The sequence below is a fragment of the Ruminococcus sp. RTP21359st1_H3_RTP21359_211015 genome, assembly GCF_040909065.1.
GTDB classification, from domain to species: domain Bacteria; phylum Bacillota; class Clostridia; order Oscillospirales; family Ruminococcaceae; genus Hominimerdicola; species Hominimerdicola aceti.
In genome coordinates, this window is the sequence record NZ_JBDGDD010000005.1 from 40,401 (window position 1) to 64,335 (window position 23,935).

General features: G+C 44.7%; 22 protein-coding genes. 12 read left to right on the forward strand and 10 right to left on the reverse strand.

Annotated features, from left to right (window positions below; translation table 11 throughout):
* Window positions 1-152 precede the first annotated feature (152 nt).
* The 7 genes from rplU (at window position 153) to AB5Z01_RS03305 (ending at window position 5,435) form a co-directional block, all read left to right on the forward strand.
* Window positions 153-464, forward strand: coding sequence for a 50S ribosomal protein L21 (gene rplU / locus AB5Z01_RS03275; RefSeq protein WP_022288731.1), 312 nt, complete (start codon window positions 153-155; stop codon window positions 462-464).
* The gene (locus AB5Z01_RS03280; RefSeq protein ID WP_022288732.1) at window positions 464-784 is read left to right on the forward strand and encodes a ribosomal-processing cysteine protease Prp; all 321 of its coding nucleotides are present in this window, start codon (window positions 464-466) and stop codon (window positions 782-784) included. The genes rplU and AB5Z01_RS03280 overlap by 1 nt, the downstream gene beginning before the upstream one ends.
* 35 nt (window positions 785-819) lie before the next feature.
* Entirely contained in the window at window positions 820-1,101 is a 282-nt protein-coding gene (rpmA, locus tag AB5Z01_RS03285; protein ID WP_022288733.1) for a 50S ribosomal protein L27, read from the forward strand.
* 97 nt (window positions 1,102-1,198) lie between these two features.
* Window positions 1,199-2,476: a GTPase ObgE gene (gene obgE, locus AB5Z01_RS03290; protein ID WP_118162585.1), complete on the forward strand. Its 1,278-nt coding sequence runs from the start codon at window positions 1,199-1,201 to the stop codon at window positions 2,474-2,476.
* A 29-nt stretch (window positions 2,477-2,505) separates the two neighbouring features.
* On the forward strand, window positions 2,506-2,895 hold the full coding sequence (locus AB5Z01_RS03295; RefSeq protein ID WP_046441827.1) for a Mini-ribonuclease 3: 390 nt from the start codon (window positions 2,506-2,508) through the stop codon (window positions 2,893-2,895).
* A 23-nt stretch (window positions 2,896-2,918) separates the two neighbouring features.
* Window positions 2,919-3,662: a YebC/PmpR family DNA-binding transcriptional regulator gene (locus tag AB5Z01_RS03300; RefSeq protein WP_038672277.1), complete on the forward strand. Its 744-nt coding sequence runs from the start codon at window positions 2,919-2,921 to the stop codon at window positions 3,660-3,662.
* Window positions 3,663-4,124: 462 nt separating this feature from the next.
* Window positions 4,125-5,435, forward strand: a complete 1,311-nt coding sequence (locus AB5Z01_RS03305) for a WG repeat-containing protein (RefSeq protein ID WP_256320920.1) — start codon at window positions 4,125-4,127, stop codon at window positions 5,433-5,435.
* Window positions 5,436-5,654: 219 nt separating this feature from the next.
* Here the strand turns inward: AB5Z01_RS03305 and AB5Z01_RS03310 are convergent, their stop codons facing one another.
* The 3 genes from AB5Z01_RS03310 to AB5Z01_RS03320 form a co-directional block, all read right to left on the reverse strand.
* Window positions 5,655-7,091 (reverse strand): LCP family protein, encoded by a 1,437-nt coding sequence (locus AB5Z01_RS03310; protein WP_287215490.1) that lies wholly within the window; start codon window positions 7,089-7,091, stop codon window positions 5,655-5,657.
* Window positions 7,092-7,256: 165 nt separating this feature from the next.
* Complete coding sequence (locus tag AB5Z01_RS03315; RefSeq protein WP_287215492.1) at window positions 7,257-9,590, reverse strand: heavy metal translocating P-type ATPase; 2,334 nt, start codon at window positions 9,588-9,590, stop codon at window positions 7,257-7,259.
* A gap of 38 nt (window positions 9,591-9,628) precedes the next feature.
* Complete coding sequence (locus tag AB5Z01_RS03320) at window positions 9,629-9,994, reverse strand: metalloregulator ArsR/SmtB family transcription factor (RefSeq protein WP_022287119.1); 366 nt, start codon at window positions 9,992-9,994, stop codon at window positions 9,629-9,631.
* Window positions 9,995-10,709: 715 nt separating this feature from the next.
* Between AB5Z01_RS03320 and AB5Z01_RS03325 the strand changes: the two genes are divergently transcribed.
* From AB5Z01_RS03325 to AB5Z01_RS03345, 5 genes are all read left to right on the forward strand, one after another.
* Entirely contained in the window at window positions 10,710-11,381 is a 672-nt protein-coding gene (locus AB5Z01_RS03325; RefSeq protein ID WP_287215494.1) for a hemolysin III family protein, read from the forward strand.
* Window positions 11,382-11,568: 187 nt separating this feature from the next.
* Window positions 11,569-13,047, forward strand: coding sequence for a 4-alpha-glucanotransferase (gene malQ / locus AB5Z01_RS03330; RefSeq protein ID WP_287215496.1), 1,479 nt, complete (start codon window positions 11,569-11,571; stop codon window positions 13,045-13,047).
* 666 nt (window positions 13,048-13,713) lie between these two features.
* Window positions 13,714-16,095 carry a glycogen/starch/alpha-glucan phosphorylase gene (locus tag AB5Z01_RS03335; RefSeq protein ID WP_368365327.1) on the forward strand — a complete coding sequence of 794 codons (2,382 nt, stop codon included), beginning with the start codon at window positions 13,714-13,716 and terminating at the stop codon, window positions 16,093-16,095.
* Between the two features lie 216 nt (window positions 16,096-16,311).
* Window positions 16,312-16,866, forward strand: a complete 555-nt coding sequence (locus AB5Z01_RS03340) for a phosphatase PAP2 family protein (RefSeq protein WP_117859450.1) — start codon at window positions 16,312-16,314, stop codon at window positions 16,864-16,866.
* Between the two features lie 119 nt (window positions 16,867-16,985).
* The gene (locus tag AB5Z01_RS03345) at window positions 16,986-17,786 is read left to right on the forward strand and encodes a polysaccharide deacetylase family protein (protein ID WP_287215500.1); all 801 of its coding nucleotides are present in this window, start codon (window positions 16,986-16,988) and stop codon (window positions 17,784-17,786) included.
* A gap of 56 nt (window positions 17,787-17,842) precedes the next feature.
* Here the strand turns inward: AB5Z01_RS03345 and AB5Z01_RS03350 are convergent, their stop codons facing one another.
* The 7 genes from AB5Z01_RS03350 to AB5Z01_RS03380 form a co-directional block, all read right to left on the reverse strand.
* Window positions 17,843-18,832: a TPM domain-containing protein gene (locus AB5Z01_RS03350; RefSeq protein ID WP_287215502.1), complete on the reverse strand. Its 990-nt coding sequence runs from the start codon at window positions 18,830-18,832 to the stop codon at window positions 17,843-17,845.
* Between the two features lie 18 nt (window positions 18,833-18,850).
* Window positions 18,851-19,204, reverse strand: a complete 354-nt coding sequence (locus tag AB5Z01_RS03355) for a hypothetical protein (RefSeq protein WP_287215504.1) — start codon at window positions 19,202-19,204, stop codon at window positions 18,851-18,853.
* 122 nt (window positions 19,205-19,326) lie between these two features.
* Window positions 19,327-19,866, reverse strand: coding sequence for a hypothetical protein (locus AB5Z01_RS03360; protein ID WP_287215505.1), 540 nt, complete (start codon window positions 19,864-19,866; stop codon window positions 19,327-19,329).
* Window positions 19,867-19,907: 41 nt separating this feature from the next.
* Window positions 19,908-21,011 carry a TraB/GumN family protein gene (locus AB5Z01_RS03365; protein ID WP_287215507.1) on the reverse strand — a complete coding sequence of 368 codons (1,104 nt, stop codon included), beginning with the start codon at window positions 21,009-21,011 and terminating at the stop codon, window positions 19,908-19,910.
* A gap of 86 nt (window positions 21,012-21,097) precedes the next feature.
* Window positions 21,098-22,807: a DNA mismatch repair protein MutS gene (locus AB5Z01_RS03370; protein WP_287215509.1), complete on the reverse strand. Its 1,710-nt coding sequence runs from the start codon at window positions 22,805-22,807 to the stop codon at window positions 21,098-21,100.
* A gap of 10 nt (window positions 22,808-22,817) precedes the next feature.
* Window positions 22,818-23,192 carry a hypothetical protein gene (locus AB5Z01_RS03375; protein WP_287215511.1) on the reverse strand — a complete coding sequence of 125 codons (375 nt, stop codon included), beginning with the start codon at window positions 23,190-23,192 and terminating at the stop codon, window positions 22,818-22,820.
* Between the two features lie 2 nt (window positions 23,193-23,194).
* Window positions 23,195-23,935, reverse strand: a complete 741-nt coding sequence (locus AB5Z01_RS03380) for a type 1 glutamine amidotransferase (protein ID WP_287215513.1) — start codon at window positions 23,933-23,935, stop codon at window positions 23,195-23,197.

Sequence of the window (23,935 nt, forward strand, 5' to 3'; positions counted from 1 at the left end):
ATTTCTGTAAATTTTCAAGCGGAAACAGAGCTGTGCTTGACTTTTTGGGGCGGATATGTTATGATATTAAAGCCGCATATTCACGGTCATAAGTGTTTGTATTTGCAGACCACCATGCGTAGCGAGTTTATTTAAAGGTAGGTGCATTCGTAATGTACGCAGTAATTGAAACAGGCGGAAAGCAGTATCAGGTTAAGCCTGGTGATGAGGTTTTCGTAGAAAAGCTGGACGTAAACGCTGAGGACGCTGTTACTTTCGATAAGGTAATGGTAGTTGGCGCTGACGACGGTATCAAGGTTGGTGCTCCATATGTTGACGGCGCTTCCGTAACAGCTAAGGTCATCAAGAACGGCAAGTCCAAGAAGGTGACTGTATTCACTTACAAGCCAAAGAAGGGCGAAAAGACCAAGATCGGTCACAGACAGCCTTACACTAAGGTTATGATCGAAGCTATCAACGCATAATGATCTGTGCTGATTTTTTCAGAAATGAGCATGACAGACTTGTGGGATTTCGTATAACGGGTCACGCAGGTTATGCAGATTATGGCGAGGACGTATGCTGTGCAAGCGTATCGTCTGCTGTAATGTTGACGGCTAACACTGTCACTGAGGCTTTTAAGATAAAGGCTGATGTCGCAGTGGAAGAAAACGAAATAATATTAAGGCTTGAAAATGACAGCTCAGAGGAGGGGGACAAGCTACTTTTAGGGCTTCTCACTCATTTATATTTCCTAGCTGAGGAATTTTCAGGCAGGATCAAAGTCACGGTCAGAGATAACTGATCGGACGGATTACATTTTATGGAGGTGTAATTTAGATGATTAAGATTTCAATGCAGTTTTTCGCTCATAAAAAGGGAATGGGTTCTACAAAGAACGGACGTGATTCTGAGTCAAAGAGACTTGGCGTAAAGAGAGCTGACGGTCAGTTCGTACTGGCTGGTAACATCCTCGTTCGTCAGAGAGGTACTCACATTCACCCAGGCGAGAACGTTAAGAAGGGTTCTGACGATACTCTGTTCGCAACAAGCGATGGTGTTGTAAGATTTGAAAGACTCGGTAGAGACCGCAAGAAGGTTTCGGTTTATCCCAAGGCTTAATTTTGTAACATATGACCCTGAGCCTTAGGCTTGGGGTCTTTTGTTGGTTAATGACAACTAAATTTACGCATAATATCATTTATAAGGAGGTTTGATCATGTTTGTCGATCAGGCGAAGATCTATATAAAAGCCGGTGACGGCGGTGACGGTGCAGTTTCATTCCACCGTGAGAAATACGTTGCGGCAGGCGGTCCGGACGGCGGTGACGGCGGTAAGGGCGGAGATATTGTTTTCGTTGTTGACGACAATATCTCAAACCTTATAGATTTCAGATATAAGAGAAAATATGTTGCCGAAAAGGGACAGAACGGCGGCGCCAAAAACTGCTCAGGCAGGAATGCTCCCGACCTTGTTGTCAAAGTTCCTAGAGGCACTGTGGTTAGAGAGATAAAGAGCGGCAGGATACTTGCCGACCTTTCTACCGATGAGCCTGCTGTTATCGCTCACGGAGGCAAGGGCGGGCGTGGAAACGCTCATTTTGCCACTTCCACAAGGCAGATACCGAAGTTTGCAAAGCCTGGTTTCCGTGGTGACGAATATGAGGTCATGCTTGAGCTCAAGCTTATTGCAGACGTGGGACTTGTGGGCTTCCCGAATGTGGGAAAATCCACGCTCATTTCTGTTGTTTCAGCGGCAAAGCCAAAGATAGCCAACTATCACTTCACTACCCTGACGCCTGTGCTTGGCGTTGTTAAGATAGAAGAGGGAAAATCTTTTGTTATGGCAGATATTCCAGGTCTTATCGAGGGTGCGAGCGAGGGCGTCGGTCTTGGTCACGAATTTCTCAGACACGTTGAAAGGTGCAGACTTATCGTTCACGTTATCGACGTTTCAGGCAGCGAGGGCAGAGATCCTATTGAGGATTTCAAGGCGATAAATCACGAGCTTGAAAACTTCTCAATGGAGCTTGCGGAAGCTCCGCAGATAGTTGCCGCAAACAAGAGCGATATGGCTACCCCTGAGCAGGTAGAAAGACTGAGAAACTATGTTGAGGATCAGGGACTTCTGTTCTATGAGATCTCTGCCGCTACCACAAAGGGTACAAAAGAGCTTATGTATGGCGTATGGGAGCGACTTTCTGTTTTGCCGCCTGTTAAGCAGTTTGAAGCTCAGCCGCTCACTCAGGAGGAGCTTGACGATAAGCTCATCTCAAAGAAAGACTTCCGTGTTACTGTGGAGGACGGCGTTTATTTCGTGGAAGCAGATTGGCTTCTTGACATACTCAGGACGGCTAATATGGACGACTACTCTTCCCTCCAGTATTTCCAGAACGTACTCAGGACCAGCGGCATAATCGACAAGCTGGAAGAAATGGGTATCGAAGAGGGCGACACTGTTTCTATATTCGACTTTGAGTTTGAATATCTCAGATAGGAGGGAGCGTCACGGGAAAGCTTTCTGATATGGACGCCATGCAATACTCCCCTCTGGCACTGGCTTTTATCGGGGACGGCGTTTACGAGATAAGGGTAAGAGAAAAGCTTATCCTTGAAGCTAATATGCCTGCGGACAAGCTGCACAAGCTCACGGTTGAGAGGGTGTGTGCGGAGTATCAGGCAAAGGCTGTTCGCAAGTGGCTTGACGAGGGGCTGCTTAACGAACAGGAAATGGATATTTTCAAAAGGGGCAGAAATGCAAAGGGCATAAATGCTCCGAAACATTCCACTGTGGGGGAATACCGCATGGCGACAGGTTTGGAATGTCTTTTCGGTTTTTTATATCTCACGGGGCGTGAGGAACGTATAGGTGAACTGTTCGAGGCAGCATGGTCTGTGGGCAGCATCAATGAATAATATTACATCAAGGAGTGAATCAAATGTCAGGTCATTCAAAATGGGAAAACATTAAAAGAAAAAAGGGTGCAACAGACGCTGCAAGAGCTAAGATATTTACAAAGATAGGCAGAGAGATCGCTGTTGTAGTTAAGCAGGGCGGTGCTGATCCTGCAGGTAACGCAAAGCTGAGAGATCTTATCGCAAAGGCTAAGTCAAACAACGTGCCTAACGATAATATCGATAGAATTATCAAAAAGGCAGCAGGCGACGGCGACAAGAACAGCTACGAGTCAATGGTATACGAGGGCTACGGTCCAAGCGGTGTTGCTGTTATCGTTGAGTGCCTTACAGACAACAAGAACAGAACAGCAGGCGATATCCGTCACTTCTTCGACAAGTTCGGCGGAAACATGGGTACATCAGGCTGTGTATCTTTCATGTTCTCTGATGTTGGTACTGTTGTTATGGAGAACAACGGTGCTGACGAGGACAAGATAATGGAGGACTGCTTTGAAGCAGGCGCTGACGATTTCAACGTTGATGACGATGTTATCGAGATATCATGCGACCCTAATCAGGTTTCTTCTGTAAGAGAAGCTCTTGAGGGAATGGGTTACAAGGTACTTTCTGCTGAGGCTGAGAAAGTTCCTTCAAACTACACAACTATCGAAGACGAGGACGCTATCAAGAAGATGGGTCTGCTTCTTGAGCATCTTGAGGACGATGACGACGTTCAGAACGTTTACCACAACTGGGAGAATATGCCGGTTGAAGAGGAAGAATAATCAGGAAAATTTCTGACACTTTACTATTGACATTTACATATAATGTGGTATAATAGAATTAGAAAGATTTATTCTTTTAATAGGGGTTGCGAATCCGTCTAAAATCGCTTTAATAGGTATTTAAAGGGTCAATTTGTTTTGACCCTTTATTTTTTTTGTATGCAGATGTATGTGTGCGCATAAATGGACGGAGAAGCTCATAAAATAATCATGCAGATATGGGGGACTGACGCTTGCAGGGTGGCAGTCCCTTTTAAGCTTTAAACGACGATTTTTCGGGGATTTTCGTGTTAAAATCGCTGAAAATCCTTGCAGCTTTGCGGTGCTGTTTGTAAGTTGTGCTATTGACATAAAAGGGGTTATAGTATATAATAATCGTATGTGTAGATATTGCCCTGAAAAGATAAAAAAATACAGATAATGGGTGATAAGGAAGAAGCAGAAAATGATAGGAGGAAACTTATGAACAAGATTTTTTGTTCTGCTCTGACAGCCGTTGTTGCAGGTGCTATGCTCACAGGCTGTGCCATGCCTTGGGAAAAGGGTGCTGATGACGACGTTGCCCCTGGTGGTTATTCCTATACGGCTGACTCAAATTCAGAACAGAAACAAGCTTATCGCTGGCTCATAGAGCCAACTATAAACGCCGATAATATCATTTCTTTTGACGGAAGTCAGGTCGACCCTAACAACGAAAAGAACACAGCTTATGCCAACTATTCTGTTATCAGACAGAATGGCAAATATGGCATTATAGACTACAGCGGAAACATGGTAGTGCCTGCGGAATATGACGATTACTACACCTGCTGGTGCGGAGAGGTCACGCTTTTCAATATTATAAATGAAAAGAATGATGAGTATGAGTATTGCAGTATCGACAGCTCAAATCAGGTAGTATACTATGCGGCGGAACATCATGACAGCTCACCGAAATATTACTGGAACAGCAATGAGGAAAAGATCTATGTAAAGGACGCTGACGAAGAACAGGGCGAAGAATACACTGGCAAAAAGGCTGTTGTGGTATGTGAAGCTGACGTGAAGAAGTCTGACAATGGTTTTTATGACATTTCTCCTGTGAGCGAACCGCTTTACGGGCTTGCTAAAAAGGACAAGCTTATACTTGATATGCAGTACACTGATTTCTATGCCCCTGCATACAAAGGCGCAGGACTTACCTGCATCGCCTTTGAGAACGATGAAGGCAAGTGGGGATATGTTGGTTCTGACGGCAAGACTATAATCGACTTTAAGTGCGACGGTGACATGAGTGCCTATTGCGGAAAGGTGATAGATGACGAGATGGCTGTTCATCCTTATCTTTTCACTGACGATTATCTGCCGGTATCCATAGATTCATCATATGGTTATTATGACATAGACGGCAACTGTATCGTAAAGCCAGGCGAGTTCGATCAGGCAAGACCTGCTCACAACGGCAAGGCGTGGGTAATGAAGTCTGGAAAATGGGGCGTTATAGCATTCGGTGACGCACCTGTGGAGGAGGACTCATCAGAGGAAGAGACCACCACAACTACGACCACCACAAGCTACATCACCACGACCACAACTTCAAAGACCACCACAACAACTTCGGTTTCAACAGAAACGAAAAAAGCAACTGAAACTACTCCATCTTTGACACAGCCAAGTGAAACCACTGAGGTGTCAACGAACACGGAAACTGCTACAGAAACAGTAACGGAGCCTGTTACGGAAACTGATCCGCCTGCTCCTGAGCCTGAGCCTGAACCGACACCTGAACAATAGTAAGAATATAAACGGCGTTATCCCACTTTTGGGTACGCCGTTTTTTGGTGCATGAATATGTGCGGATATTGAAAATGCGTGCATAAACAAAGCATCGAAAGCGGGACGTCGTATTTCTGCAAAGCAGAAATTGCGCCGCTCCCCTACATGATTTGTGCGTTTTTAATATATTTTTTTGCTATACAAAAAAAGCCCTGCCGAAGCAGAGCTTTTCTTTTTTTACTGGTTATATATCTCTTTTCTGAGAAGTGCTTTGCAGGCTTCAAAATCCACTTCGAGAATTGATTGACCGTCAGATGATGTGCCATATGAATAGGAATCATCATCAGGTATTCTCATGGACTTTATCTCGTAATTCATGGAGAATATCGCCTTATAGGTAAGAGCAAAAAGCTGTGTCTGGGACATATTGGTTGTAAGATGTGACATTGATGCTTTTGCGAACTTGTCTATAGTCAGCGGATCTGAGCTTTTCGCCTTTTCGATTATCTTTGTGATAACTGTTCTCTGGCGTTCTGTTCGCTCGAAATCTGCGTTGCCAACATATCTAAGTCTTGCATAGGCAAGTGCCTGATTGCCGTTTACATGGAGCTTCTTTCCGCCCTTATCAAGATAGTCTGTACCCTTTTTATTGCCAAGAAGCTTATTTTGCTCTGCCATTGGAGGCTTCATGCCCTCGGCTTCTTCGTCGGAAATGTCAAGCTCGATACCGCCAACTGCGTCAACGATATCAACGAATGACAGAAAGTCGATATAAACATAATCGTCAACGGCAATATCAAAATTATACTCTATGGTATCCATAAGAAGCTCTGCACCGCCGTAAACATACGCCGCATTGAGCTTTGACCATGTGTCTATATCATTTCCGTCAGCGTCAATGCCCTTGATATTCACATACATATCACGCATGAAAGAGGTCATTGTTATCTCTTTTGTGGTGCTGTTAATGGAGAGAAGTATCATAGAGTCTGTTCTGCCACGCTCGTCAGCGTTTCTTGTATCAGAGCCTATAAGCAGGATATTTCGTACATCAGAGCTGTTCATGGAAGCATCTGTGTTCATTCGCTGACCTCTTTCCACCTTGTTCACCATGCCTATGTATCGCCATATAAGCACGTTCGCCAATATGAAAACCACCAAAAGTATGATGATAAGCACCTTGAAAAAGGTTTTTATAGGGTGTCTTTTTTTATTTTCCACTTTGTTTTTACCTTTTTTGTTCGTCTGACCATTACGGCTTTTATTGTTTTTGCCAAATTGCAGGTCATTATTTCGTCTTTGGGCTGAGGTCTTGTTGCTTTTTGCTGACTTGCCTGAACCTCTCTGCTTGCTTTGTCCGTTCTGTGGACGTGACGTTTGTCTGCTCTGTGTCTGCCGTCTTGGAGTGCTTTCTCTGTATGAGCCTGCGTAATCTGATGATGAACGGCTTCCCTGCCCGTATGGCTGAGCTGTACCCTGTGTACGATCATCAGGGTAGCCAGCGTCATAGTAATCGTCAAAGTCGTTCACGCCCTCGTCTATTTGCTGAACACGCTGTCCGCCCGCACCGCTTATGCGGTTGAACTCGTCAAGCTGTCGCTGATATTCCTGTTCATAGTAGTCCTGAGGCTTATTATCGTTTGTGTAGTTTTGTTGTCTGTCTTTATTAGCCACCTGACTGCACCTCCGTTCATTTTTACAATACCAATATTATAGTACATATCAGGCTTATTGTCAATGACAGAAAAAAGGCGGAGCTTTTTCCAGCGTCCGCCTTTAAGGCAAAACCGTGCAAAGCCGTCAGGCGGGCTTTGTGCGGTGTTGCCTTAACATAGTTTTTTATTTTATTCTGCTGCTTCTTAGGGCATTGAGGATAGCTATTACGGCTACGCCAACGTCTGCGAAAACCGCAAGCCACATTCCTGCAAGTCCCAATGCACCGAATATAAGCACAAGGGCTTTTACTCCAAGGGCAAAAATTATATTCTCTCTTACTATTGTCATAGTCTTTCGGGATATCTTTACTGCGTCTGCTATGCTTGACGGATCGTCGTTCATAAGCACAACGTCTGCGGCTTCAATGGCGATATCTGAGCCTAAGCCACCCATTGCGATACCGATATCGGCTCTTGCGATAACAGGTGCGTCATTTATTCCGTCCCCTGCGAATGCAACAAGTCTGCGGTCGGGGTCTTTTATAAGCTGTTCGACCTTTTCAACCTTGTTTTCAGGGAGAAGCTCGCTGAAGAATGTTTTTATGCCCACTTTCTTTGCCACCTTTTCGGCGGTATCTTTCTTATCGCCTGTGAGGAGGACAGTTTCGACCCCAAGATCTCTAAGTCTTGAAACGGCTGTGGCGGAGGTTTCTTTTATCTCGTCACCGAGAAGTATCTCGCCTATGAACTTGCCGTCAAGGGCAACATAAACTGCCGTTGCGGAGTCTTCTGAGCTTTGTGCTGCAATGCCGTTTGTTTCAAGAAGCGCTTTCTTTCCGCAAAGTATCTCCTTGCCGTCAAGCTTTGCTCTTACACCGTTTCCTGCAATCTCTTCAACATCAGAAAGTCTTGCACCGTCTATTTCCTTGCCGTATCTCTGCACTATGGAGATACCGATAGGGTGAGTTGACATACTTTCTGCATATGCGGCGGCTTCAAGGAGGATATCCTGTGAAACGCCCTGTGGGTTTACGCTGAGGACAGTGAACTTGCCCTTTGTGAGAGTTCCTGTTTTATCAACGGCGAGCGTCTTACACTGTGCCATTGTTTCGAGGTTCTTTGCACCCTTTATAAGTATTCCCTTTTTAGAAGCTCCGCCTATTCCTGCGAAGAACGAGAGAGGCACTGAGATAACAAGTGCGCATGGGCAGGATATCACCAGGAACAGAAGTCCTCTATAGAGCCATTTTGAGAACTGGTCAAAGCCCAGAATGAAGCTTGGTATAAACACCAGTGCAAGTGCAGCAATTACTACCGCAGGGGTATAAACTCTTGCAAAACGTGTGATGAACTTTTCGGTCTTGGCTTTTCTTTCGCTGGAGTTTTGCACCATATCGAGAATTTTAGACACTGCAGACTCGTGGAAGGTATTTGTGACCCGAACTTTGAGAAGTCCTCTCAGGTTTGTTGAGCCACTGAGGACGCTGTCCCCTGCTTTGACCTCGACCGGAAGAAACTCACCGGTAAGTGCTGATGTATCAAGCTCTGATTCGCCTTCTGTTACGATACCGTCAAGAGGTATTCTCTCGCCTGTTTTTACGGCAATTATCTCGTCTTTGAGGATATCCTCAGGAGGAAGCTCGTATGTTTTGCCGTTTCTCATTACTGTTACAGACTCAGGCTTAAGCTCCATAAGCTTTGTGATAGATTTTCTTGACTTCTCTACTGCGATAGTCTGGAAAAGCTCGCCCACCTGGAAGAACAGCATAACGGCTGCACCCTCACGGAAGTCTTTAAGTGCAAATGCGCCAACTGTTGCGATAGTCATGAGCAGTGACTCGTCAAAAGCCTCGCCTTTAACAAGGTTTCTTACAGCGGCGATAACAACGTCAAGACCTGCGATAAGGTAAGCAACTATTGCAAGGCCTGCACTGAGATACTCACATACAGTGCCGCTTCCAAGCTTATCCAAAAGCATTGATGCGATAAAGAACACGATAGCCACAGAAAGCTTGACTATCTCGCCCTTATGGTCATTCACAGGCTCTTCCTCTGCTGTCTGAGCACCATAATCCTTAACAGTAACATCAGGCTCAAGCTGATGGACGGTATCTTCTATCATGATACGCAGGTCAAGGTTAGAGCCGTCTGTTTTGACAGTAAGTTTTTTGCTGATAAAATCAACGTTTGATGAAATAACGCCTGCAAGCTCACCCACACGGTTTGCTATCTTTTCACCGCAGTTAGGGCAATCGAGATCCTCCAGCTTCAGATAGAGAGTTTTCTCAGCGCAATTGCCAAGCTCTTTCACGCTAACGTCAGGTTCAAGCTTATGGACGACGTTTTCTATCTGGGTAAAGAGGGCGTTTTTATCGCCGTCAAAATCAACTGTGAGCTTTTTATTGATAAAGTCAAGGTTAGAGCTTTTAACGCCTGAAAGCTCGCCCACACGTTTCTCGATCTTTTCCGCACAATGAGGACAATCGAGTTCCTTAAGAAGCAAAGTCATTTTACTCATTTCACATTCTCCTATACTACAAAGATCAGATCACTTCTTTACTCGCTGATATGCTCGATACCCATATTGAGTATGACAGCGACGTGTTCATCGGAAACTGAATAATAGACTGTTTTTCCCTCACGTCTATACTTCACAAGTCTGGCCTGCTTTAGCACTCTCAGCTGATGCGAGATAGCTGACTGTGACATTTCCAACAGCTCTGCGATATCGCACACGCACATTTCGTCCTTTATAAGGGTAAAGAGTATTTTCACTCTTGTTTGGTCGCCAAGGACTTTGAAAAGCTCTGCCACGTCATATATCTCCTCCTCAACGGGCATTGTTTTCCCTATTTCCTCCATTTTCTCTATATTCTTTCCTCCGCACTGTTTATGCTCATGCTTTACTGTATTCTCGCTCATTTATTTTCGCTCTCCTTTTCTTATTATTGTTTTAGTATATTCGATATGGGTCATTTCAATTCATCATATGAATAACTGTTCATATGTTTATTATATCATATATTCATGTTTTGTCAAGGGGGGTTTGAAAATTTTTTTGATTTAAGTTATTGGGGGTATTTTGTTTACATGGTACTGGTTGCATACCATGCGGGCGAACGATGTTCGCCCCTACGGATTATTCGGGCGAGTTTGCTGTGCCGCAAAATCGCTTCGCTCTTTGCGGATTTACGTTGTGCTAAGGGATAGAAAAGCGGTGCAGGTTTATGCTTCGATGTTGGTTTTATTTGATGTTTGGGTTCTATGTGCTTTTTGGATTTGTTCTGCACCGCTTAGTAGGCTTACGCCTATTGAGGCTCTGCCTCAAGCTCCGCTAGGGGCTTTGCCCCCAGACCCCCACAATGGGTTTCACCCCTTGACCCTGACCAGGGGCGTGCCCCTGGACCTTTTGCTCGCTTCGCTCGGTGTTGGGGCACAACTCTGGTCAGCTTTGCCCATTCCTCACTCCTCACTCATCATTCCTCACTCCTCATTCCTCATTCCTAATTCCTAATTCCTCACTCCTCACTTTTTACACCTGTATTTAAACTTGACAAGTGTCTAAAAAAATGTTACTATACTATAGTAATAAAACTTATATGCAAATTCTCGGTCCTATCGGAAAGGAAATGATACTATGTCAAAACCTGTTGAGATCCAATCTCAGGATCTAACCAAAAGATACACCCTCGGCGAGGAGATCTTCAACTCCGTTTCACACGGTGCAGGCGGTCTGCTATCCATTGCCGGCACTGCCGTTCTTATCGTTCTCGCTGCCATTTACTCCAACGCTTGGGGCGTTGTAAGCTCCGCTATTTTCGGAGCTTCTCTTATCATACTTTACACCATGTCAACCCTTTATCACGCTATCACCAATCCAAAAGCCAAAAAGTTTTTCAGGATAATGGATCACAACACCATTTTCTTCCTCATCGCAGGCACCTACACCCCTATCACCCTTGTGCCTTTGAGAGGTGCGTTTGGCTGGGTTCTTTTCGGAATCGTTTGGGGTGCGGCTATTCTTGGCATTGTGCTGAACTCCATTGACCTTGAAAAGTTCCGCAAGCCTTCTGTTGTATGCTATATCGCAATGGGCTGGGTAGTTATAATCGCCGTCAAGCCTATGATAGAAAAGGTTTATCCTCTGTCCTTGTGGTTTATTCTTATAGGCGGACTTTTCTACACTGTGGGCGTTATTTTCTATGTTAAAAAGAGCAAGAAATATTTTCACTCAATATGGCATTTGTTCACCATTGCGGGAAGTGTTTTCCACTACTTTGCGGTGCTTATGATGATAACACATGAATAAAAGATCATCCCGAGGGTTTGCGTCCTCGGGATTTTTCTGTTTAGAGAAATTATTTCTAAAATGAAATATATGGCGGTTTTTCTATTGCAAAAATGGCTGAAAAGTAGTATAATCATAATGATGTATTATATGTGACTGCACTGAAATTTTCACATGGGTGCGGTTTTGACATGAAAGGAGCATTTTTATGCGTAAGTCCGGTATTTTAATGCACATATCCTCTCTGCCTAACGATTATGGTATCGGCAAGCTTGGCAAGGAGGCTTATGCTTTTGTGGATTTTCTTGAAAAGGCTCACCAAAAATGTTGGCAGATACTTCCTATATCTCCTACAAGCTATGGTGATTCGCCATATCAGAGCTTTTCTGTTCACGCTGGAAATCCATACTTTATAGACCTTGAAGCTCTGGAGAAAGAGGGTTATCTGAAACCTGCGGAATACAAGGATATTGAGTGGGGCGATGACAAAGGGTCTGTTGACTACGGCAAGATATACGAGGTCATTTTCAAGGTGCTGAGGACGGCACACAAGCGTTTTCGCAAGAAGCCTGAAAAGGCATACTCAAAATTCGTGGTGGAAAATAAAGACTGGATATACGATTACGCTTTGTTTATGTCGCTGAAATTTGCCAACAAGGGCAAGGCTTGGTATGAATGGGACGAACCGCTGAAAATGTACAAGCCTAAGGCGATAAAAAGTGCAAGAAAAGAATATGCAAATGATATAGACTTCTGGTGCTTTGTGCAGTATAAATACTTCCAGCAGTGGAAAGAGCTAAAGGCTTATGCCAACGAAAAGGGCATCGAGATAATAGGCGATATCCCCATATATGTGGCATATGACAGTGTTGAGGTGTGGAGTACACCGCAGTATTTCAGCCTTGACAAGGAGAAAAAGCCTGTTGAGGTGGCAGGATGTCCACCTGACGCATTCACGGCAGACGGTCAGCTTTGGGGCAATCCTCTTTACAACTGGGAATACATAGCGAGAGATAAATTCCGCTGGTGGGTAGAGCGTATAAAGGCGGCTTCTGACACCTATGACGTGGTGAGAATAGACCATTTCAGGGGCTTTGAAAGCTATTACTGCATACCATACGGTGCAAAGAATGCAAAAAAGGGCAAGTGGAGAAAAGGTCCTGACATGAGGCTTTTCAAAGAAGTGAGAAAACAGCTTGGGGACGTGAAGATAATCGCAGAGGACTTGGGCTTCCTTACAAAACACGTTGTAAAAATGCTCAACGCAAGCGGATATCCTGGCATGAAGGTGCTGGAGTTCGGCTTTGATTCTGACAACACAAATGGCTATCTGCCCCACAATTTTAAGACCACAAACAGCATTTGTTATACAGGTACGCACGATAACGAAACCATACTTGGCTGGATAAAGAGCTGTGACGAAAAGACCAGAAGCTACTGCAAGGACTATCTTGGAGTTACAAAAGACGAGTTCGTGCCTTGGGCAATGGTAAGACTTTGTTGGTCCAGCGTGTGTGATACAGCTATCGCACAAATGCAGGATATACTTTGCCTTGACGATAAAGCCAGAATGAATACACCGTCAACAGTGGGAGCAAATTGGAAGTGGAGATTGGAAAGCTTTGATAAGCTTGATGATACTTTGGCGGAGAGATTGGCGAAGATAACAGCGGTTTATGGAAGATAGAGCAGGGATAAATGAGGAATGAGGAGTGAGGAATGTGCATAGCTTATCAGAGTTGTGCACAAGCACCGAGCGTAGCGAGCAATAAAGCGCAGGCTCAAGCCCGACGCTAGAGGGCTTGTGGGGTCAAGGGGCAAAGCCCCTGCGGAGTTTGAGGCAGAGCCTCAATAGGCGTAAGCCTACTAAGCGGTGCAGAACAAATCCAAAAAGCACAAAGAACCCAAACATCAAATAAAACCAACATCGAAGCATAAACCTGCACCGCTTTTTTATTCCTTAGCGCAACGTAGATCCGCAAAGAGCGACAGCGATTTTGCGGCAGAAGAAAATTGGCCAAAACATTGTAGGGAAACGGCTCAATTTCTGTTTCCCAGAAATGCGACGTCCCACTCGAAGTGACAAGGTTTAAATTATCCAGAATTTGTGCAGAGCAACATTGTGCGGATAACACAAATGAGATTGCAGTCGAAACGGCGAGGGGTGCGGGACGCCGAGGGCGTCGTCCCCTACGGTGCGGTGGGAAAATTTTCATGGTTATTGAGCCATGTTGTTATCGTTGCTTGTTTCTTCGACGGGCGAACTATGTTCGCCCCTACCATACGTTATGCGGATAATCACAAAGTACAAAATGCAATAGAATACATAAAATATCAGAAAGGATAAAAACCAATGAACAAAGAACTGTTTTACAGCGAACTTAATAAAGACCTGAAAAAGAAGTTTGGCACGAGCGTTGAAAAAGCTCTGCCTTGGCAGCTCCACGAAAGCCTGTCGGCTACTGTTATGGAGCTTATTGACAGCGATTGGGAGAACAGCAGAAAGGCTCACCTTGACAGCCGCAGAGCCTGCTATCTCTCTATGGAGTTCCTTATGGGCAGAGCCGTTTATAACAATCTCCTTTGCCTTGGTATCACTGACGAAGTGGACGAGCTTTTGAAGGCTCACGGCAGAAGTCTTAATGACCTTGAAGAAATAGAGGACGCTGCCCTGGGCAACGGCGGTCTTGGAAGACTTGCCGCTTGCTTCCTCGATTCCGCCGCCGCTCATGACCTGCCTTTGGACGGCTACGGAATAAGATACAAGTATGGTCTTTTCAAGCAGAAGATAGTTGACGGTTTCCAAAAGGAAGAGGCTGACAACTGGACTAAGTACGGCGACCCTTGGTCTAAGAGATGCGAAAATGACAAGGTAGTCGTTAAATACGGCGACCAGACTGTTTATGCTGTGCCTTATGATATGCCTGTTATCGGCTTTGGCACTAAGAACGTTGGCACACTCAGACTTTGGCAGGCTGAGAGCGTGGAGGATTTCGACTTCGCTCAGTTTGACTGCGGTAACTATGACGGTGCCGTAAAGGCTAAAAATGACGCTGAGAACATTTCTAAGGTGCTTTACCCTAACGATAACTGTGAAGAGGGCAAGATACTCAGACTTAAACAGGAATATTTCTTCTCCTCCGCTTCTGTGACGGATATTCTCAAAAAGCATTTGGCTAAGTTCGGCACTCTTGACAACCTTGGCGACTATATTACTATCCAGCTTAACGATACTCACCCTGTTATCGCTGTGCCAGAGCTTATAAGACAGCTTTGTGCTGAGCATAGCTATGACTTTGACAAGGCTTTTGAGATCGCCCACAAGGTCTTTAACTATACAAACCACACTATCATGGCTGAGGCTCTTGAAAAGTGGGATTGCAGACTTGTGGAAAAGGTAGTGCCTGAGGTCTACACATATATCCTTATGATAAACGAGCGTTTTATAAAGGATATGTACGCTCTCAAAAAGGACAGAGAATATATCTCTAAGCTTTCTCCTGTTGGCGACGGCATGGTAAAAATGGCGTTTATGGCTATCTATGTTTCAAGCTATATAAACGGTGTTGCGGCTATCCACACTGAGATACTGAAAAAGGACGCTCTTAAAGACTGGTATGAGCTTTATCCTGAGAGATTTCAGAACAAGACCAATGGTATCACACAAAGACGTTGGCTTGCACTTTGCAACCCTGAGCTTTCCGCACTTATCACAAAGCTTCTTGGCAATGCGGACTGGGTGAAGAACTTGGACGAGCTTAAAAAGCTTGAAAAATATGCTGATGATGAAGCTGTTCTTAACGAGTTCATGGCTGTTAAGGAGGCTCAGAAGAACCGCCTTGCCGCTTTTGTAAAGGAGCATGACGGTGTTGACATCGACCCGAACACTATTTTTGACATTCAGATCAAGCGTCTGCACGAATACAAGAGGCAGTTCCTTAACGCTTTGTCTATACTTTACATTTACTATGGCATCAAGGACGGCTCTATAAAGGACTTCACACCGACAACATTTATTTTCGGTGCTAAGTCTGCACCGGGATATCGCAGAGCAAAGGCTATCATCAAGCTTATTGGCGAGATAAGCAAGCTTGTGAACGCTGACCCTGACACAAAAGACCTTATCAAGGTAGTATTCGTACAGAATTACAACGTTTCCTATGCGGAAAAGCTTGTTACTGCGGCTGATGTTTCCGAGCAGATATCTACGGCAGGCACTGAAGCGAGCGGTACAGGCAACATGAAGCTTATGCTCAACGGTGCTGTTACACTGGGAACTTATGACGGAGCTAACGTTGAGATAGTTCAGGAGGCAGGCGAGGAGAACAACTACATCTTCGGTGCAAGAGTAGAGGAGCTGGCTGAGATAATGCCAAAGTATGACCCTAGGGAGATACTTTTCTCAAACGACAAGATAAAGCGTGTTCTTGACAAGCTTATTGACGGCAGTCTTTCAGACGGCGGCGTTCCGTCCAACGAGGAGGGCAGCTTCAAGGAGCTTTACAAGGCGCTCACTGACGGTGCAAGCTGGCACGTTCCTGATCACTACTATGTTCTTGGCGACCTTGAAAGCTATGTTCAGGCAAAGCTCAAGGTCAACGCAGACTACAAGGACAAGCTTGCATTCGCTAAGAAGTGCTGGCTGAACATTGCAAATGCAGGAAAGTTCTCTTCTGACAGAACTATCAAGGACTATGCAGAAAACATCTGGAAGATAGAGCCTGTTAAGTTGTAATTGGAAATCAAATTTCTATGCAAATTGAATTTGTTAAGGGTATGACACATGATTTTAAGCTTTTTATACACGAAAATGAACTTATCATAATATTAATTTGCGAAAATATGAACTAAAGCATTAATACACAAAGGACAGGCTCGTTTTTTGACGGGCTTGTCAGTTTTGATGTAAATATATTCAAGGGATAGATTTACATAAATGGCAGGAGGATAAATGTTAGACACCTTACTTAAACTAGACGGCGACATACTGTTATGGATACAGGACAACCTGCGTGCAGGGTGGCTCGACCCCATAATGAAGTTCATAACATATCTTGCAAACGGAGGTGCGTTATGGATAGGCATATGCGTTTTACTTCTCATACTGAAAAAGACTAGAACAACAGGCATCGTGTGTTCATGCTCCCTTGCGGTGACTTTTCTTATAAACAACATCATTCTCAAAAACATTATTGCCAGAACAAGACCTTACGAGGTGGTCGAGGGGCTTAACAGGATAATAGGGGCACAATCGGACTACTCGTTCCCGTCTGGACATTCGGGAGCTTCCTTTGCAGTGGCGGTGGTAATGTTCATGGAGATGCCGAAAAAATATGGCGTGCCTGCACTTATAGTGGCAACACTCATTGCATTCTCACGGCTGTATGTTGGTGTACACTATCCATTCGACGTTATCGCAGGCGTTCTAACGGGAACGATATATGCTGTTATCACAGTGGCAATATACAGAAAATTCTTCAAGGACAAGAAACATTCTGAAAAATAAAAGACATTTGACGGGCGGTTTTTGACCGCTCGTTTTTTGTTGCTTTATCATCAAATTCTATTGAAAATCAAGTGGAAATATGCTATCATAGAGATAATAAAAACAAAGGAGAAAATCTTATGAAAAAGGTGCTTAAAACTATTCTTATGGGTGCTGTGGCTTTCAGCCTTGCTATGGGAGCGGGCTGTGGGACTGGTGAAAACAGTAGTCTGGAAAAAGAAAGCTCAAAGGCTGAGGACAGCAGTTCACAGAATAAGCGCAGACAGCTTCGTGACAAGTCTGACTACGGAAAAGTGATAGCCCTCACTTTTGATGACGGCCCTAACACTGACACAACTCCCCTTGTGCTTGACAAGCTTGAAGAACACGGCATTGTGGCTTCGTTTTTCGTTATCGGAAACAACATCACTGACGAGAGTGCAGAGATCATGAAGCGTGCTTACAACATGGGCTGTGACATTGAAAACCACTCTCAGAGCCACCCTGACATGACAAAAATGACCGCAGAGGAAATAAAGGCGGAGATAAACTTTACCTCTGACAAGGTGGAAAAGGCTGTTGGCGAACGTCCACAGTTTTTCCGTCCGCCATATATTGCGGTGAACCAGACAATGTTTGACGTTATAGATATGCCGTTTATATGCGGATACGGTGCAGAGGACTATAACAATGCCATAGGCGTTGAGGAGCGTGTTGAAAAGGTGCTTGCACAGGCTAAGGACGGGGGAATTATCCTGCTTCACGATATGAACGGAAACGTTCAGACAGTTGAAGCCCTTGATAAGATAATCCCTGCGCTCAAAGAACAGGGCTACGAGTTCGTTACCATAACAGAGCTTTTCCACGCAAAGGGAGTTGCCATTGACCCTGACTCCGAGATAATCTACAGCTACGCTGAGCAGACTGAAATGTACGGCTAAAAATGACAAACAAAACCGCCTGAGAGAAATAGCTTCTCAGGCGGTGATTTTTTTTATCAAGTAAATCGTGCCCCAGGCTGATCCTCCGGTGGGATAGGCGCTCCGCAATGAGGACATTCTGTACAGGTATCTACGACATAGGTATAGCCGCAATATTCGCAGGCTTTTTCCTGAGCTGCGTCAGAACATGGCTTTGCTTTGGCATATTTTCTCGCCTTTGGATTTATGCCTATCATAAGGCAGGCGTGCAGACACACAAAGGCCAGAATGGCGATCGAAGTAAATAGCATAGCCCAATTCACTTTACTCTTCATTACGGTAGGCGTCAGGTCGTCAAATGATGTGCTGATAGCCGAGGACACTGTATAGCGTGTTCTCGCTGTGAGATTTTTCTGCAGCTCGTCATTGAAGCTGTTCGTTACTGATCCTGTCAGAACATCATCTGTATCATTGCCCTGCATATCCTCCCAATACCAATCCTCATAGCCGTCAGAGGAAGAATAGCCGTCAGGGGTAGAGTAAACTATGAGCCAATGGCTCTCGTCCGCAAAGTGGTTCACATACAGATCATAGGCATAATTTTCAAGATCTGAATAATACCCCTGCCAATCGGAATTTTCCACTGTTATGACCGCAGGAGAGATACCGGTGCGGTTATAAAATGCCACCAGCGAGTTCCTAAGCTCTGCGGTGTTGCCAAGGACATTTGCTTTATCCTCCACAACTATTTTATAATCATAGTTCTGTGGAAGCTTATGAGGGTGATGATAAGCCTCGGCAAACATAGAAAATGTGAATAAAATAAACGGCAGATAGAAAAGCAGCATAAGAAATCTCAAAGGACTTCTTTTTTCGGTTATGTCATAATCTGCATAGACATAGACAGGTCTGTGATGATCATAATATACATATCTTCTTGCGTCCGGGAAATAGGTGCTTCTTACGTGGCGTGAGCTTCTTCCTGAGCCTCCGTGCGAATGGCTGCTGTGATGCGAGCCTCCGTGTGATCCTCCTCCGTGAGAGCCTCCTCCCGATGAATGTGGCATTTATTATTTACCCCTTTCTTATTTTTTTGCAGCATCTGCGACAGGCTGTTCTGTTTCCACGTTATGTGGTCTGAGCGGTGCTCCGCAGTGTGGGCACTCATGACAAGTGCCGATAACATAGACATTTCCGCAGTATTCGCAGGTGTCCTCTTTTGCATCATTTGCACATTTCACTGCGCTTCGGTAAGCCTTTTTATTCGTAATAAGCGTCTGATATATCTCATAAGCCCCGATACCTGACAAGAGAAGTCCCCATATCACGAACAGCCACTCTACATGACCGTCCATAACGTTTGGCGTAGTTTCATCAAAAGCCGCTGCTATAGCGGAGCTGACATCATAACGGCTGTTGGCGGTAAGATATTTCTGCATAAGATCTTTGAAATCGTCTGCTACATCTACAGTTATGATATTGTCGGTATCATCGCCTGATATAATCCCCTTAGAGTAGACACATGAAATAATAAAATGGTGTAACTCTAAAGGGGGTTATTTTATGTCAAAGAATAAACCACCAGCCAATGCTCCTCGTCGTCAAATTCCGTCACATACATATCATAGGCAAAGTCCTCTAGCTTTGAATAGCTTCCCTGCCAATCCTCGTTGTTCACTGTCATTACCTCAACAGGTATACCCGTTTCGTCATAGAAATCATCTATTGCGCTTTGCACCATATCGGCATCGTCAATTACCCCTGCACAGTCCACTATCTCACAGCTATAAGAAGGACTTGTATCCATTTTTTGTGGCTTATCATAGCACATGGCAAGAAGCATGATACCAAAGAGCAGGCTGACAGCACTGCCAAGTATACTGAAAAACTTACCTGAAGCGGTCCCCTTGCGAATATCATAGTCAGCATAGACATAGACAGGACGATAGTTTTCATAGTATACGTATCTTCTTGCCCCAGGAAAGCTTGTGTGCTTTATGTGTTTAGCACTCGACCCTCCCGAACTTGATGAAGAGCTGGAAAAGCCTGAGCCGCTGTGTGACCCTCCGCTGTGAGAGCCTCCCCCTGATGAATGTGGCATTTATTTTTTACCCCTTTCCCCTATACAAATCTATAGATCCATCAATACTGCACACGCTCGGCTGTGTAGCCGTCTTTTTCAAGCAGGTCGATTATTCCTCCCTCGCCTGCATAGTGTGCCGCACCAACAACATAGAACACGTTCTTGCCCTGAGACATAAGATCCTCGGCAGCTTTTGCCATGTTCTTGTTTCTGTCATAGAGCATTTGGTTATTATAATCCTCGGCGATCTTTTTGTCCTCCTCGGTATAGCCTGCAAGCTCCTCCTCGTTATCTTCCTCAAGGAAGGTTTCGATATCTCCCGACTTCCATGCGGTATAGAGGTCTTCAAGAGCCTGCTTTTGGCTCTCCTTGGTTTCACCCTCGTAGCTTCTGAACATAAGGTCATAGATATCGTCAGAGAAATTTATGAGCATATTCATCTGGAAATCCACCGACTCAACTTCGTATATCTCCTTGCCGTCTGCGTGGGCAGTGGTAAGAAGGAAGTTATCAAGACCCTTTTCCGTGTCAAAGTCTGAATCCTGAATAAGCAGGGTATCAAGAGTGCTTGAAACAGCCCATGGTCTGTAGACCTCCAGGGCTGAGATATCCATGCCCCAATAGCCGAGATATGTTTGCAGGGCTGAATATGCTTCCTCGGAAATATGCTGGCTGAGCTTTGTGTTATCATTATAAAGCATTTGCTTCATAAGATTTTTCATATACTCGCCGTCCTCGCTTGTGGAGGTTATATCGCACTCCACCGCAAGTATATCAGCATTGTTGTACGCATTCGTTACTGCCTCAGGCAGCGGATAGCACTCGTCTTTCAGTGCATGGAAAGAGCCGAGCATCACCATTGTGTTGCCCTCAGGTGAAGTCACTTTCCACATAGCAGGTGTGATACCGTTCGTCTTTGTATCGTCCGTTACCGATGATGAGTTGTCTGAAACACTGCTGTCAGGCGCAGAAGTGGCAGAAGCTGTACTGCTCGCCTCCCCTGTGGTGGTTGTATCAGACGTTGTGTCGGCTGTTGTAGTTGTGGCTGCCTTTGAGCTGCTGTCGGTCTGTGAACTGTCAGGCACATCTCCGCATGAGCAGAGATGTGCGGCGCACATTGCAGCGACTGTAAAAAGGCTCAATGTTCTATGTATCTTTTTCATGGTTTTATCTCCTGTCTTCATAGTTGTATGTTTCAGTATATCACACATCAAAGAAATTTTCAAGTATGGTTACAATTCTGTAATAGTCAGGCTTTATTCTCCCTTATACGCTTTTCTATCGTTTCCATATCTATGCCGTATTGTTTAAGGATAGTCTGAGCGAAGCTGTTGTCACGGGGCATTCCACGGACTATCTTATACTTTCGCTCTCCTGTTTCATCATCTGCGTCGGCGACAATGCTTGCAAGCTTTGTTCTGAGCGTACTGTCTTTATTAAGCTCCACGGTCTTGTATGCGATATCCACAAGATGTGTTGCAAAAACTCCTCTCACGCCCATTTTGCAGAATATCCTCAAAAGCTCGCAGGCGACCTCAACACACTCCCTTGGGGTTGTGCTTTGGATAGACTCGTTCATAAGAAGCAGGCTGTTTGCTGTGATAGTGTCGCTTATTTCACGGAACTCTTTTATCTCCGTGGTGAAACGGCTTGTGTCGATACCTGTTTTTTCCTCTTGCGGGAACTGAGTGTAGATATAGTCCACAAGGGATATTTCACAGTATGAAGCAGGCACATAAAGCCCTGTCTGCGCCATTATCTGACACAGACCGACCGCACGGAGAAATGTGGTCTTTCCGCCATTGTTTGCGCCCGTAAGCACATAAAAGCCCTCGCTGTCACCTCCCATGGTGATATCGTTTGTGACAACGGATTTTTTCTCCTTGTGGTCAAGATTATATATCCTGGCTTCACGGAAATAAACAGGGTCAAAGATATCCTTTATGACGGCTTTTCTCTCACCTGCAGGAAGAATTTTCGGACGGCACATTTTAAGCCCCTGATCTTCGCAGGCTTCTATCAAAGCCACTGCGCCCATGTAGTATTCAAGCTGATAGTCTATATAGCGCATATCGGCAATGCCTGCTTTCTGATACTCAGCAAGCACCTTGTCTATCATTTTCACAAAAGTATCAGTAAGATCGCTAAGCTCGTCAAAAAGGGTCTTATCCACAGTATTGATAAGCTTATCGTCAGACACCTCGCTGTCATTATACTTTTTTCTGAGATTTTTCACAACAGCCTTATCGTTGAACTTTGCCCCATGGTAAAGTATCCTGTCAACAAGGGACGGTTTTATATCGTAACGCTCTTTTGAAAGCTCTATAATGCCTGCTGAAACAGGAACTAGCCTTTCGTCGAGGTTTATAGCGACCGTAACACTTCGTATGCGGTCATAGAGCGCCTTTTTAAGCTTCTCTATCTCACCCTTCAGGGATATATAATGCTTGTCACCGTAATGCTCCTCAAAGAACGCAAAAAGCTTTTTTACGCCCTCTGAGCGTATCTTATCTTTCATTTTTCCATAAAAATCGTGCATTATCTCCATGCACTGTATGTAAGCGTCAAAGCCGCTTATGGCATCATCAAGCTGTGAAAAGCTGTCGGGAGTAGTAAGATTATAGATGTTCTTTCTGTCATTTTCCACCATGACGTTTATCACCTTGCGTATGGTGGCAGACAATGACGGAAGCCTTATGAAATCATCAAGGATATCAAGGCGGTAGTTTATTACCTCCTCATCGTCGCAAACCTCACAAAAAAGCCTCATTACACGATACTGGTAATGGGGCGTGATAAAATCAGCCACCTTTTCAAGCTCCAGATTGTCAACAAACGCTCTGGGGAGCTTTTCAAGGGCGGCAGCTCTTTTTTTCATTGCGTTGTGCTTTTCCACAGAGGGATAAAGCAGGTCAGCCACAGGGGCTTTCATATCAAATTCGTCAAGTTTTGAAGCCATTTTCGTTTCCTCACTGGTCTTTGGCAAGGGCTTTCAGGTCTATTATTATGCCCACCTTTGCAAGAGCCTTTGACACAAGCTCTGCACTTAGGGGGTAGATATCAGTTTTTCCACACTCGTGGTCATACTCGTATCTGAAAAACTGCACATAATTCTCCTGATGATCCTCAGACGTATAAACTTTTCCCATGATATATTTATTTTTTATGGCATAATAGTTCACAGGCTTGAGCCTGAGAATAGCTTTCGGGTCGGCAGACATTTCCGATGCGAGGGTATCAAAGCCCTCGTCGACGTAGTTTATTTTTCTGCACTTCATATCCTTTATTTTCTTTTTAAGAGGCGGCTCGCTCTGAGCCTGCTTCTTTTTGAACAGTGAAAACATTTTTACACACCAAGCCTCTCAAAAAGCTGTTTGCGGCAATCTTCTTCAAGCTTATCGTTTATAGGTGCGGGGATATACTTTTCGCCAATCTTACGGCTCATGCAATATGAAATAACATAGTCGCTGACCTTTGGATTTTTAGACAGGAGCGGACCATGGAGATAGGTTGCGATAACGCTTTTTTCCATATAGCCCTCGGTACTGCTTTCAAACTCGTTGCCGTTGCCTGAAAGGACTTTTCCGAATGGGGACTTGACGTTGGTGGTCTGTCCGCCGTGGTTTTCAAAGCCTATGACCTTGTATTTTTCTCCGTCAAGCTGAGCTTCTATAACGATATTACCGATACATCTGCATCTTTTATCGGTAGACGCCACAGTATAGTAATCAAAAAGCCCCAGTCCAGGCACTTTCTCACCGTTTGAGTCCTTATAATACTGACCCATGAGCTGATAGCCGCCGCATATCATCAGGAAAAATGTTCCTGCCTTATAAGCTTCCATGATACTGTCCTTGCAGGAAACGAGGTCATCTGCAAGTATCTGCTGTTCAAAGTCAGCACCGCCGCCAAGATAGATGATATCATACTGGGTGAAATCAGTTTCCTTGTCACCAATAAGATGCTTTGAAACTTCCAGCTCTATGCCACGCATTTTGCAGCGGTATGAAAGCACTTCAACGTTGCCGCTGTCGCCGTAGAGGTCAAGCATATTAGGGTACATATGAAGAATTTTCAGCTTTTCCAT

Coding starts and splice junctions, on each gene's coding strand:
- rplU (WP_022288731.1), top strand. CDS start 153: ATGTACGCAGTAATTGAAACAGGCGGAAAGCAGTATCAGGTTAAGCCT.
- AB5Z01_RS03280 (WP_022288732.1), top strand. CDS start 464: ATGATCTGTGCTGATTTTTTCAGAAATGAGCATGACAGACTTGTGGGA.
- rpmA (WP_022288733.1), top strand. CDS start 820: ATGATTAAGATTTCAATGCAGTTTTTCGCTCATAAAAAGGGAATGGGT.
- obgE (WP_118162585.1), top strand. CDS start 1,199: ATGTTTGTCGATCAGGCGAAGATCTATATAAAAGCCGGTGACGGCGGT.
- AB5Z01_RS03295 (WP_046441827.1), top strand. CDS start 2,506: ATGGACGCCATGCAATACTCCCCTCTGGCACTGGCTTTTATCGGGGAC.
- AB5Z01_RS03300 (WP_038672277.1), top strand. CDS start 2,919: ATGTCAGGTCATTCAAAATGGGAAAACATTAAAAGAAAAAAGGGTGCA.
- AB5Z01_RS03305 (WP_256320920.1), top strand. CDS start 4,125: ATGAACAAGATTTTTTGTTCTGCTCTGACAGCCGTTGTTGCAGGTGCT.
- AB5Z01_RS03315 (WP_287215492.1), bottom strand. CDS start 9,590: ATGAGTAAAATGACTTTGCTTCTTAAGGAACTCGATTGTCCTCATTGT.
- AB5Z01_RS03320 (WP_022287119.1), bottom strand. CDS start 9,994: ATGAGCGAGAATACAGTAAAGCATGAGCATAAACAGTGCGGAGGAAAG.
- AB5Z01_RS03325 (WP_287215494.1), top strand. CDS start 10,710: ATGTCAAAACCTGTTGAGATCCAATCTCAGGATCTAACCAAAAGATAC.
- malQ (WP_287215496.1), top strand. CDS start 11,569: ATGCGTAAGTCCGGTATTTTAATGCACATATCCTCTCTGCCTAACGAT.
- AB5Z01_RS03335 (WP_368365327.1), top strand. CDS start 13,714: ATGAACAAAGAACTGTTTTACAGCGAACTTAATAAAGACCTGAAAAAG.
- AB5Z01_RS03340 (WP_117859450.1), top strand. CDS start 16,312: ATGTTAGACACCTTACTTAAACTAGACGGCGACATACTGTTATGGATA.
- AB5Z01_RS03345 (WP_287215500.1), top strand. CDS start 16,986: ATGAAAAAGGTGCTTAAAACTATTCTTATGGGTGCTGTGGCTTTCAGC.
- AB5Z01_RS03350 (WP_287215502.1), bottom strand. CDS start 18,832: ATGCCACATTCATCGGGAGGAGGCTCTCACGGAGGAGGATCACACGGA.
- AB5Z01_RS03355 (WP_287215504.1), bottom strand. CDS start 19,204: ATGCAGAAATATCTTACCGCCAACAGCCGTTATGATGTCAGCTCCGCT.
- AB5Z01_RS03360 (WP_287215505.1), bottom strand. CDS start 19,866: ATGCCACATTCATCAGGGGGAGGCTCTCACAGCGGAGGGTCACACAGC.
- AB5Z01_RS03365 (WP_287215507.1), bottom strand. CDS start 21,011: ATGAAAAAGATACATAGAACATTGAGCCTTTTTACAGTCGCTGCAATG.
- AB5Z01_RS03370 (WP_287215509.1), bottom strand. CDS start 22,807: ATGGCTTCAAAACTTGACGAATTTGATATGAAAGCCCCTGTGGCTGAC.
- AB5Z01_RS03375 (WP_287215511.1), bottom strand. CDS start 23,192: ATGTTTTCACTGTTCAAAAAGAAGCAGGCTCAGAGCGAGCCGCCTCTT.
- AB5Z01_RS03380 (WP_287215513.1), bottom strand. CDS start 23,935: ATGGAAAAGCTGAAAATTCTTCATATGTACCCTAATATGCTTGACCTC.